This is a genomic window from uncultured Kiloniella sp., from assembly GCF_937128705.1.
GTDB lineage: Bacteria > Pseudomonadota > Alphaproteobacteria > Kiloniellales > Kiloniellaceae > Kiloniella.
Genome location: NZ_CAKZMP010000225.1, coordinates 24,135 through 35,360 on the forward strand (window position 1 = coordinate 24,135; position 11,226 = coordinate 35,360).

Sequence of the window (11,226 nt, forward strand, 5' to 3'; positions counted from 1 at the left end):
TCCGATAAAACCCTCGTGATCAGAGGTTCTTAAAGCTGACAAAGCCGCTTTTGATCTATACCTTTGCGATAACTTAACAAAACAAGAAACCATCAGTTGGCTGATAGTTTCATCGAAGAGGTATCAATGGGGATTAAACAGACTTTCACTTCTGCCATTCTTTTTACCGGGCTTGCTCTCAACTTGGCGACACCACAAAGTGTTATCGCTCAAGATCAAACCACTGCTAATCAAGACTGGTCAAAAATTGAAACCAAAGCTCAGGGCCAAACCGTTTACTGGAATGCCTGGGGCGGCAGTGAACTTATCAATGAATATATCGCTTGGGTCGGCAAACGAGTATGGGATGACAATAAAATCACCCTCAAGCATGTAAAGGTTACTGATACGGCAGATGTTGTCAGCCGGGTGCTTGCTGAAAAGACAGCGGGAAAAGATGCCGAAGGCTCTGTTGATCTCGTCTGGATTAACGGCGAGAACTTTGCCTCCATGAAAAAGAACGGGCTTCTGTTTGGCCCCTTCTCAGAAAATCTGCCGAACTATCCCTTGGTCGATATAGAAAACAAAGCCACAACAACAATGGATTTTACAATTCCAGTTGATGGTCTGGAAGCCCCTTGGGGGATGGCAAAGTTCAACTTCATTTACGACAGTGCCCGTGTGGACCAAACTCCAAATTCTTCTGCAGAACTTTTAACTTGGGCCAAGAACAATTCAGGACGTTTTACATACCCCTCACCACCTGACTACTTGGGTTCGACCTTTTTAAAACAAGTGCTTGTTGAATCTGTTGATGATCACAAAATACTACGACAAGCAGTAACAGACGAAGCTGAATTTAAGAAAACAACTGCTGCTTTATGGGATTACCTTGATCAGTTACATCCTGCTCTTTGGCGTGATGGCAAACAGTTTCCCGTAAGCAGTTCAGCCCAACAACAACTGCTAGACGACGGTGAAGTTGATATTCACCTCTCATTCAATCCGGGGGCGGCCTCGTCCCTTATCAAGTCCGGTGAACTGGCGCCAAGCGTTCGAACCTTTGTTTTTGACAAGGGAACAATTGGCAACACACACTTTATTGCCATTCCCTACAACTCATCCAGTAAAGAAGCAGCCATGATTGTTGCGAACTTTCTGATGAGCCCCGAGGCACAGGCCCGCAAACAAGATCCGGAATACTGGGGTGATGACACCGTTTTATCTATTGCAAAGCTATCTGCTGAAGATCAAAAAATCTTTTCAGCAATTGAACTCGGCGTTGCAACATTGCCTCCTCAAGATCTAGGGCCAACTTTGCTGGAACCTCACCCAAGCTGGATGGAACGTATAGAGAAAGAATGGCTGACACGGTACGGACAATAAATTCGACCATCAGCAAACAAATACGATACCATCAGGCCATGAAAAACCATTTCGGCTCAATTCTCAGCGTGCTTTTCAGTTTGCACACGGTGCCTGTGCTGACACTCATGGTTTTTCTGTTGCCCGTTCTAGCAGGGCTTACCAGTACAGTTTTGCCCGCTTTTGGATATCTGCCCGTCATAGGGCAGATATCTATAAATACGAACGCCTGGGGACAGCTTTTTGCGCATCCTGCCTTACCCAGCGCCCTCATCACGTCCCTATCCAGCGGGATCCTCGCAACAATTCTTTCGCTGATCGTATCTCTTTCGTTTGTTGCAGCGTGGCAGGGTACCGCCAGTTTTAGAAAAGCGCGCCGAATTTTGGCCCCCATTCTTGCCATCCCCCATTCAGCACTTGCTATTGGCCTTGCCTTCTTAATTGCCCCAAGTGGCTGGATTGTCCGCGTGTTTTCACCTTGGGCGACGGGCTGGGAACGACCTCCGGATATCGCTATTATTCACGATGAATGGGGAATATCACTTGTTCTTGGGCTAATGATCAAAGAAACACCCTATCTTTTATTAATGATATTAGCGGCATTGGACCAGTCTCAGGCAAAACAGCGGCTAAAGCTCGCGAAGACTTTGGGTTATCATCCGATCGCAGCATGGGTAAAGGGCATACTGCCTGTCATCTACAAGCAAATCCGCCTCCCCATCTATGCCGTTCTCGCTTTTTCCTTATCTGTTGTTGATATTGCCCTGATCCTCGGCCCAACAACACCGCCTACGTTATCAATATTGGTACTTCGGTGGTTTAATGACCCCGACCTAAACTATCGGACTATTGCTGCTGCGGGTGCCTTACTCCAACTCTTTGTGGTTATCTGCGTAATTGTCACTTGGTGGATTACAGAAAAAGCAATATCCCGGCTAAGTAAAAGGTGGCTTATAAATGGCCGGCGGACATTTTTAGAACAACCTGTTCGTCAGGTTTCCAAATTTTCCCTGAATAGTATTTTCCTACTGTTTTTTGGTAGCTTGCTCGTCATTCTTCTTTGGTCTTTCACCCGCCGATGGCGATACCCGGACTTTTTACCTTCGGTCTGGAGCATCCAAAGCTGGGATCGTAATATACACAACCTGTTATGGAGTAGCTCTTCCACTCTTATAATTGGCCTGATTAGCTCTTTCGTTGCTGTCGTTCTTGTCGTCGTTTGTTTGGAAAATGAAAAACGCCGGGGGAAAACAGCCGGATCGGGGGCCCTGTGGCTTGTGTACTTACCTCTTATGATCCCACAGGTGTCTTTCCTTTTTGGGGTACAAATTTTGACGATTAAAGCAGGCATCGATGCCAGTTGGCTTGCGATTATCTGGAGCCACCTTCTCTTTGTTCTCCCCTATGTATTCCTGTCCCTGACAGACCCTTACCGACAACACGATGATCGCTATATCAAGGTCGCGCTTTCGATGGGAATAAGTCCTGCTCGTGCGTTCTGGCGCATAAGACTACCCATGTTACTCAGACCATTACTTTTTGCCTTTTCCATAGGTTTTGCGGTTTCCGTAGCCCAGTATTTACCAACTCTTTTCGTCGGTGGAGGCCGATTTTCAACCTTGACCACCGAAGCTGTCAATCTTTCAGCTAGTGGCAATAGACGTATAATTGCCGTGTACGCACTTCTTCAGGCTTTGTTACCTTTGTTATGTTTTATAGCTGCGCTAACCTTGCCAAATATTGTTTTCCGTAATCGCCGTGCTTTAAAGGAACATTAAGTGACATCATGAGCGATAATACTTTCAAGCAATCTGTCACCCCCGCACAATTCCCCACGCTTTATTTAAAAGACCTGAAGCTATGCTTACGCGGGGAAGCGCTCTTCACCAATCTGTCCCTGAATATTTCACCGGGGGAAATTGTAACCCTTATGGGGCCAAGTGGCTGTGGAAAATCCAGCCTTCTTGCGGCAATAAGTGGTACACTTGAGAGCGACTTTTCTCTTGTCGGAGAAATTTTTCTGGATGATTTGAACTTAACCAACCTTCCCCCTGAAGAACGACATATAGGAATGCTGTTCCAAGAAGATCTTTTATTCCCACATATGTCCGTGAGCGAGAATCTCTGCTTTGGTATTCCCGCCCACATCAAAAGCAAAAAAGAACGAGTATCTTTGATTTCCCAAGCGTTAAAAGATGCTGGATTATCAGAGTTCGAAAATAGAGACCCCGCAACCCTATCTGGTGGGCAGCGAGCACGCATTGCAGTATTAAGAACACTACTCTCTCAACCCCGTGCACTTTTACTGGATGAACCCTTCTCGAAACTGGACACTGAACTACGTACTCGCTTTCGCGATTTTGTCTTCAGGCACGCCCGGGCACATAACTTGCCAACTTTGTTGGTCACCCATGATCCCGAAGATGCTCAATCAACAGGCGGGAAAGTTATTCGAGTATCCGATTTCTAACTGAAAACCCCATTAGCTTTCATCAAAATAATAAAACCTGTTTGGCATTATCTGTTACAGCCTCAAAATTTTATTCGAACCGCCAGCTTGATCCACACCAGACGCAACGGTATAATCTACCATACTCGTCAGAGATTATTGAAATATTCTGTGTTCTTGATTGTCTCTAACGAACACTCCACGCCCGTAATATTTACGAATGCCACCAACCAAGTCTAGCGCTCGCAATTTTTCGAGACCACCCAATCATGCGTAATCCAAAGATTTTCACAGCTTTAATAGCGTATAACAGATCGCTTTTTTTTGCAGATCTTCTCGCCGGTGTGACAGTAGCATTAGTCGCTCTTCCCCTCAGCCTCGCAATCGCGATCGCTTCAGGTGCGCCACCAGAAAAAGGGATTGTAACCGCTATAATTGGCGGTTTATTGATTTCACTTTTCGGTGGCAGCCGCGTTCAGATAGGTGGTCCAACAGGGGCATTCATCGTTGTTGTTTTCAACGTCATCACACAATACGGATATGATGGCCTTGTATTGGCCACTTTCATGGCAGGAATCATTCTACTCGTTGGAGGATATTTCCGAGCAGGAAACCTGATAGCTTTTGTGCCTGAAGCCGTTGTTAATGGCTTTACTATTGGCATAGGAATCATTATTGCCACAAGTCAGCTAAAGGATTTATTTGGCTTGTCTATAGATAACGTTCCAGCCGATTTTTTAGAAAAAATACCTGTCTTCTGGGCAGCCCACCAAACCCTTAGCTTACCAGCAACAACAATAGCGATTATCACACTTATACTGATTGTCGTTCTCCGCAGTATAGCACCTCGTTTTCCTAGTCTAATTATTGGTATTGGCGTTGGGTCTGTACTCGTTGCAATGATGTCTTTGCCTGTGGACACACTCGGATCTCGCTTTGGTCAACTACCTAGCCAAATACCATGGCCACAGCTACCTGATTTGTCTTTCTCTCGAATTATAGAGCTTATTCCTTCTGCTTTAATTATTGCATTTTTAGCAGGCGTTGAGTCATTGCTATCGGCAATGGTAGCCGACAAAATGATTGACGGGCAACACAGACCAAATGCCGAACTTACAGCACAGGGTATAGCTAATATAGGCTCAGCATTATTCACAGGGCTTCCAGCTACAGGCGCAATTGCCCGAACCGCAACGAACATAAAAGCAGGAGGCAAAACACCAATAGCAGGAATCATTCATGCTATTATAATACTGCTTGTTATGTTGCTCGCTGCTCCACTGGCAAGTTATATGGCTATGCCCGCATTGGCCGCCCTTCTCACTATCACGGCCTGGAACATGACCGAGCCACACAAATGGCGTGAATATGCTCGTGGCAAGAAAAGCGACATTATACTTTTGCTACTAACACTCATTTTGACTGTTCTTGTTGATTTGACTGTCGCAATCGGTGTCGGTGTATCTGTTGGGTTAGCTCTGCGCCTTAGTAGACGAAATAATATAAAAAATGATTGGTCACCGCCAAACCGGTAATACTCAATGAAAAAAGACCTCTTACTATAATCGAATGACACCTCACCCTGGGTTCATTTCTAAAGCTTCAAAAATCAATTTTCCGAAGACCTTTTCACATTATTTCCATGAATAATGCACAGAGGGGATTGCTTTCTGTTAATATATTTATATTAACAGTCGTCTAACAAAGTGATATGAGATTTTTTTAATAACCGAATATTGTCTCGATTTTTGCTCTTGCGGCAGAAACGAGATAAAAGCTGTCACGTTTTGAGATAGCTTGGGAGCCAACGTTGATGTATAGCCAGACAACCCGGTCTATAACGGTAACAGTAACACCGACTTTTCTTGAAGATCAGTCGTCACCTACTGATGATCATTATGTCTGGGCGTATCAGGTACAGATAGAAAATACAGGCGACGAGGCCGTTACCTTGAAAAATCGTTATTGGCGAATTACTGATTCAATGGGACGCATTCAAGAGGTCCGAGGCGCTGGCGTGGTTGGAGAACAACCTCTCTTACAGCCTGGTGAAAGTTTTGAATATACAAGTGGCACGCCCCTTTCTACCGCCTCTGGTATCATGTGTGGCAGTTATGAAATGGAAGACACTAGCGGGGAACTATACGATGTATTGGTTCCACCCTTTTCACTGGACAGCCCTTACGAGATAGCGCGTCCGAACTAGAACAACACTTTTATCGGAATTTTGAATCCGGTAGAAGCTAAAAGGATTACAGTCCGTGAGTGACAAAGATAGCAAAGTCATCCGCCCTTCACGCGATGAAGCTCTGGCCGCTGTTGAAACCCTTCTACGTTGGGCAGGTGATGACCCAACCCGCGAAGGCTTATTAGGCACACCTGATCGCGTTGTACGCAGCTACGAAGAATTTTTTGCAGGCTATAATGTTGAGCCTCGGGAATTACTCGAACGTACTTTTGAGGAAGTCGAAGGGTACGACGAGATTGTATTGCTCAGAGATATCCGGTTTGAATCTCATTGCGAACATCACATGGCACCGATTATTGGAAAAGCACATGTCGCTTATCTGCCTAATAATCGTGTTGTCGGCATCAGCAAACTTGCCCGCGTGATCGAAGCCTATGCAAAACGACTGCAGATTCAAGAAAAGATGACGGCGCAGGTCGCCAATGCAATTAACGAGGTTCTTCAACCCAAAGGCGTCGCCGTTGTTATCGAAGCTGCACACCAATGCATGACCACACGCGGTGTTCACAAATCAGGCGTAACAATGGTAACAAGCCGTATGCTTGGCCTGTTCCGCACCAACCCCTCCACAAGACGCGAATTCCTGTCTTTGATTGGAAATCCTTCTTCTTCAGCGTCTTAAGAAAAATAAAAATCCAAAGCCCCCATTAATCCGCAATGCGGATAGGGGGCTTTTGCATACCAATAACAATAATTTTCTGATACCCTCCCAGCACTTTCGCCCTTACACCTGCTTCCCAGACGGAACTGGTATAAGATCTTTTAGGTGCCATTCTGGCTCCCCGATGGATTTACTTTTGTTTATTCATCGGTCATGAAACCGCTATTTGGCCAAAAGGTTTGAAGATGATCAAGTTTCGTCCCGTCGTCTTCGTTACAGGAATACTACTCTCGATTATGGCCATCGCCATGATTATACCTGCCATCGTCGATGCTGCGGCAGGGCACCCTGACTGGCGCGTTTTCGCGACATCTTCTGCCCTTAGTCTTTCAGTTGGCATATCCATGGTTCTGGCAACCAACGCAACCTGGACGGCCTTTAGCCTGCGTGAAGCTTTCGTCATTACAAACCTTGCTTGGCTGACCATTGCCATCGCCGGGGCTGTCCCATTGGCATTTTCCGAGCTGGAACTCAGCATCACCGATGCCTTCTTTGAATCCATGTCTGGGATCACAACAACTGGCTCTACCATTATTGTCGGGTTGGATGAGACCCCCCCAGGTATCCTTCTTTGGCGTGGGATTCTGCAATGGCTGGGTGGTATCGGTATTATTGTCATGGCCGTTGCCATTCTTCCGATACTACAAGTCGGTGGTATGCAGATGTTCCGGGTAGAAGCTTTCGAAGCAGACAAAGTACTTCCCAAAGCAGCGCAGATTGCTGCCGCTATTTCCATCTTTTATGTCTTTATCACAATCGGGGCAGCAATCATCCTGTCCCTTTTGGGGATGAGCGGTTTTGACGCCGTAGTTCACGCCATGACTTCAATCGCAACAGGAGGCTTCTCTACCTACGATGCCTCGATTGGGCACTTTGAAGATCCTAAAATTCATTGGGCTATCAGTGGGTTTATGGTTCTTGGCTCCATTCCCTTTATTCTTTATCTGCGCGTTATTCGGGGGGACTTCAAATCTCTAATTCAAGATAGTCAGGTAAAAACATTTTTGATCATTCTTGGGTTATCAATTGCCCTTATAACTTACTGGCTTATTGCTGATAATGGCTATTCTTTTGCTACAGCCCTAAGACTATCCGCATTTAATGTCATATCTCTGATGACAGGTAGTGGCTTTACAACTGCCAACTACGGCCTATGGGGCGGCTTTGCCCTCGCCTTGCTATTTATATTGATGTTTGTCGGTGGGTGCGCAGGCTCCACGACCTGTGGCATTAAAATATTCCGCCTGCAGGTTCTCTATTCAACTGCTGAGGCACAGCTCAACCGTTTGATCCAACCCAACGGTATTTTCTTTCCAACCTATAATGGTAACCCGATCCCGGAAAGTGTCTCAGACTCAGTCATGAGCTTCTTCTTCCTCTTTGCCGTCAGTTTTGTCTTGCTTGCAGCAGGATTAGGTTTCTCGGGATTGGATTTCATCACTGCTATTTCAGGCGCGGCAACTGCAATTGCAAATGTTGGTCCTGGCCTTGGGGAAACCATTGGCCCCGCCGGAAACTTCCAGCCTCTACCAGATAGTGCCAAGTGGCTCATGTCTGCGGGAATGCTTCTTGGACGGCTGGAACTCTTCACGATTATGGTGATGATCCTTCCTCGTTTCTGGCGCGGCTAGGTCAACAGCCTCTAAGCATTTTACCCTAAACATTTTCCCCCTAAACATTTTCAGGGAATAATCGCTTTAGCTTGAAAGCAACCCGTTCTCGATCGCATATCGCGTCAAACCTGCGGTAGAGCTTATATCCAACTTACGCTTAATATTCTTACGATGAGTCTCGACTGTACGCACACTGATATCCAGTTCCAAAGCAACGTGCTTGTTGCTTTTCCCCTCTGCCAACAACAACAAAATAGTTTGCTCGCGTGTGGTTAAGGGGCCTTCCGCATCACTATCCTGATATGACATCAGAATCTTGGACACTCCCGAACTAAAGTAGGTTCCCCCTAAATGCACGGCTTCAATAGCAGCAACCACTTCTTGAGATGGTACATCCTTTAAAACATACCCCCGTGCCCCATAGCGTAAAGCGCTGGAAATATATTCACGATTATTATGCATGCTCAGAATCAGGAGTTTTATTTCAGGATACTTTTCGGCAAATATTTCTGTTGCGTCCAACCCATTCAATTCCGGCATATTTATATCCATCAGGACAACGTCCGGTCTTAACTCTTCCGATTTGGCCAAAGCTTCAGCTCCGGTTGTCGCCTCCCCAATCACTTCAATATTGTCGTAAAGCTCCAGGCAGGACCTAAGGCCATCACGAACCAAAGGATGATCATCGCAAAGCAGTACGGATATTACTTTTTTCTCATTCGTCATGACTTTATCTCGGCCTCCGTACGCAAAATACCTTTTGGAAGTGTCGCAACAATCTTCGTTCCCGACGGGGAAGATGTTATGTCTAACTCTCCACCGTGATGTTCCATACGCTCTTGCATATTTCTTAATCCAATTCCTGCAAGGGGATCTTTTTTTGTGTTCAGCCCCTGAATATCAAAACCGGAACCATTATCAGAAATTTCTAACGTCACAATTCCCTGATGTGCAGCCAAATTAATATCAACATGGTCGGCATTTGCATGGCGTTCAATGTTCGTTAGAGCTTCTTGCGCCACTCTAAACAATGTTGTTTTTGCATCCTTTGGGAGCAAATTTTTAAAGGTAACAGTACCTATTTTAATTTTAATATTCGTACGCTCTGAAAATTCATGAGCTAAACTTTCCAAGGCAGGCGACAATCCTAGATCATCAAGAAGGCTAGGCCTGAGATCACGAGAAATGCGTCGAACTTCATTAATCGCGATGTTCAGCGCATTTGCTCCTTTTTCAATGGCCCCGGCGACCCCCTCAGTATCTTCGGTTATCCGTTGGGCTTTTTTCAAGGCAACTTCATGCGCATACTTTATCGAAACCAAAATTTGGCTGATCCCGTCATGAAGTTCACGGGCCACGCGCCCCCTCTCTTCTTCCTGTGTTTCAATAATACGCTGCGTGAGATCCTTTAACTTTCCATCTGCGACACGACGCTCGTGCAGATTTATCGCAATCCCGGTCACAAAAACCCCACCAAGTGCGGTGAAAGTGATGATAAGGATAATCACAGACGTTTCACGAATGCGTTCTTCAACTTCCAGCTCAAATTCAGCGACTTGGGCGATAACGTCATCAATATAAAGCCCCGTTCCCAGCATCCAGTTCCATTTATCCAAAGCGACCGCATAGCTAATTTTATCTCTAATCTCCCCGGAGGAAGGCTTTGCCCAGAGATACCGATGAAAACCGCCTCCCTCTTGTGCCCTGAAAATCAAGTGCTGAATAACAAGATTACCCGTGGTGTCTTTGAGTTCCCACCAATTATGACCAATCAACTCGGGTTGTTTAGGGTGAACAAGGTTTGTTCCTTCGAAATCATACACAAAGAAATAGCCATCCTCTCCGTAAGTCAGGGTTTTCAGGATTTCCTTTACCTGCCTTTTCGCGTCCGAATCATATGCTTCAGCGGGGTCATAGATATGTCTTATCGATGTCTGGGCGAGACTTAGGTAGTTTAAAAGTTCCAATTTCTTGGCATTAACCATGTTTCGTTCAAATGCCGCGATTTCATCATTGGATAAACGCTGTGTTTGATAGCTTACCAAAATAGATATGGCTGAAATCGCCAAAATTAAGGGAACGGTTGCAAGCAAGAGTACTTTCTGCTTTAAATTCATAAGCTTATTTTCCGTCCACCCTGAAACATTACGGGATATTTGCACTAAATTCTGACTATAGCATGCTACTTTTTGCTTTTCTCTCAGTATTAGTTGGTATTTTCGTACCCCCACTAAACGTGATTAACTACCAAGTGCTGCGAATTTAAATCTCGGGCTGTTACTGATAGACAGTCCTCAATATTTTACAGCAGAAACCAAGCCGGCAAAGAAACGGTGTCATAATAAAATGAGAAATCTTAAAAAATTTGAGATTATTCTTTCTAACCGGAGGCAATTTTAATGAATCGTAGAGATTTTCTAGCTGGCGCAGCAACAGGAGCTGTTATCGGTACAGGAGCAACTTATGTTGCAACAACAGGCACACAAGCACCAGTGGCCACGACGGAAACCAAAAAAGTTGAAGCACCCGCAGTTGTCAAAGGTATTCGAGACCTCAAAATGGTTACTACCTGGCCCAAAAACTTCCCTGGCCTTGGCACAGGTGCCCAGCGTGTTGCAGACCGTATCACGGCGGCATCCGGTGGTAAGCTGAACGTTAAGCTATATGCTGCGGGTGAGTTGGTTCCCCCATTTGAATCCTTTGATGCAGTTTCAAACGGTACAGCGGATATGTACCACGGTGCCGAGTACTATTGGCAAGGTAAACACAAGGCTTTTAACTTCTTCACAGCTGTTCCGTTTGGTTTTACCGCCAACGAACTCGACGCCTGGGTTCACTATGGCGGCGGTCAGGAACTGTGGGACAAACTGTCTGCACAGTACAATCTAAAATCCTTCATGGCCGGTAACAC

Annotated in this window: 10 protein-coding genes and 1 pseudogene; 8 read left to right on the forward strand and 3 right to left on the reverse strand. The window is 45.6% G+C overall.

The features are described 5' to 3' along the window. The first annotated feature begins 96 nt into the window (after positions 1–96). From Q0241_RS11795 to folE, 6 genes are all read left to right on the forward strand, one after another. A complete protein-coding gene (locus tag Q0241_RS11795; RefSeq protein ID WP_299377583.1) occupies positions 97–1,365 on the forward strand; it encodes an ABC transporter substrate-binding protein in 1,269 nt (422 codons plus the stop codon). Next, entirely contained in the window at positions 1,341–3,122 is a 1,782-nt protein-coding gene (locus Q0241_RS11800) for an ABC transporter permease (protein ID WP_299377585.1), read from the forward strand. The genes Q0241_RS11795 and Q0241_RS11800 overlap by 25 nt, the downstream gene beginning before the upstream one ends. An 8-nt stretch (positions 3,123–3,130) precedes the next feature. After that, complete coding sequence (locus Q0241_RS11805) at positions 3,131–3,814, forward strand: ATP-binding cassette domain-containing protein (protein WP_299377587.1); 684 nt, start codon at positions 3,131–3,133, stop codon at positions 3,812–3,814. Between the two features lie 248 nt (positions 3,815–4,062). Beyond that, positions 4,063–5,328 carry a SulP family inorganic anion transporter gene (locus tag Q0241_RS11810; RefSeq protein WP_299377589.1) on the forward strand — a complete coding sequence of 422 codons (1,266 nt, stop codon included), beginning with the start codon at positions 4,063–4,065 and terminating at the stop codon, positions 5,326–5,328. 278 nt (positions 5,329–5,606) lie between these two features. Beyond that, positions 5,607–5,999 carry a Co2+/Mg2+ efflux protein ApaG gene (apaG, locus tag Q0241_RS11815; RefSeq protein ID WP_299377591.1) on the forward strand — a complete coding sequence of 131 codons (393 nt, stop codon included), beginning with the start codon at positions 5,607–5,609 and terminating at the stop codon, positions 5,997–5,999. Between the two features lie 55 nt (positions 6,000–6,054). Next, the gene (gene folE / locus Q0241_RS11820) at positions 6,055–6,663 is read left to right on the forward strand and encodes a GTP cyclohydrolase I FolE (protein ID WP_047765473.1); all 609 of its coding nucleotides are present in this window, start codon (positions 6,055–6,057) and stop codon (positions 6,661–6,663) included. A 25-nt stretch (positions 6,664–6,688) separates the two neighbouring features. Here folE and Q0241_RS11825 read toward each other — a convergent pair whose 3' ends face one another. Then, on the reverse strand, positions 6,689–6,814 hold the full coding sequence (locus Q0241_RS11825) for a hypothetical protein (protein WP_299377595.1): 126 nt from the start codon (positions 6,812–6,814) through the stop codon (positions 6,689–6,691). A 73-nt stretch (positions 6,815–6,887) separates the two neighbouring features. On the opposite strand from Q0241_RS11825, the gene Q0241_RS11830 reads away from it, so the two are divergent. Next, a complete protein-coding gene (locus Q0241_RS11830; RefSeq protein WP_299377597.1) occupies positions 6,888–8,333 on the forward strand; it encodes a TrkH family potassium uptake protein in 1,446 nt (481 codons plus the stop codon). Between the two features lie 66 nt (positions 8,334–8,399). Here the strand turns inward: Q0241_RS11830 and Q0241_RS11835 are convergent, their stop codons facing one another. Together Q0241_RS11835 and Q0241_RS11840 are read right to left on the reverse strand one after the other, a co-directional pair. Next, on the reverse strand, positions 8,400–9,041 hold the full coding sequence (locus Q0241_RS11835) for a response regulator transcription factor (RefSeq protein WP_299377599.1): 642 nt from the start codon (positions 9,039–9,041) through the stop codon (positions 8,400–8,402). Continuing rightward, positions 9,038–10,432, reverse strand: coding sequence for a cache domain-containing protein (locus Q0241_RS11840; protein ID WP_299377601.1), 1,395 nt, complete (start codon positions 10,430–10,432; stop codon positions 9,038–9,040). The genes Q0241_RS11835 and Q0241_RS11840 overlap by 4 nt, the downstream gene beginning before the upstream one ends. Before the next feature lie 282 nt (positions 10,433–10,714). On the opposite strand from Q0241_RS11840, the pseudogene Q0241_RS11845 reads away from it, so the two are divergent. Continuing rightward, positions 10,715–11,226: pseudogene (locus Q0241_RS11845) on the forward strand (ABC transporter substrate-binding protein); the annotation flags it as partial.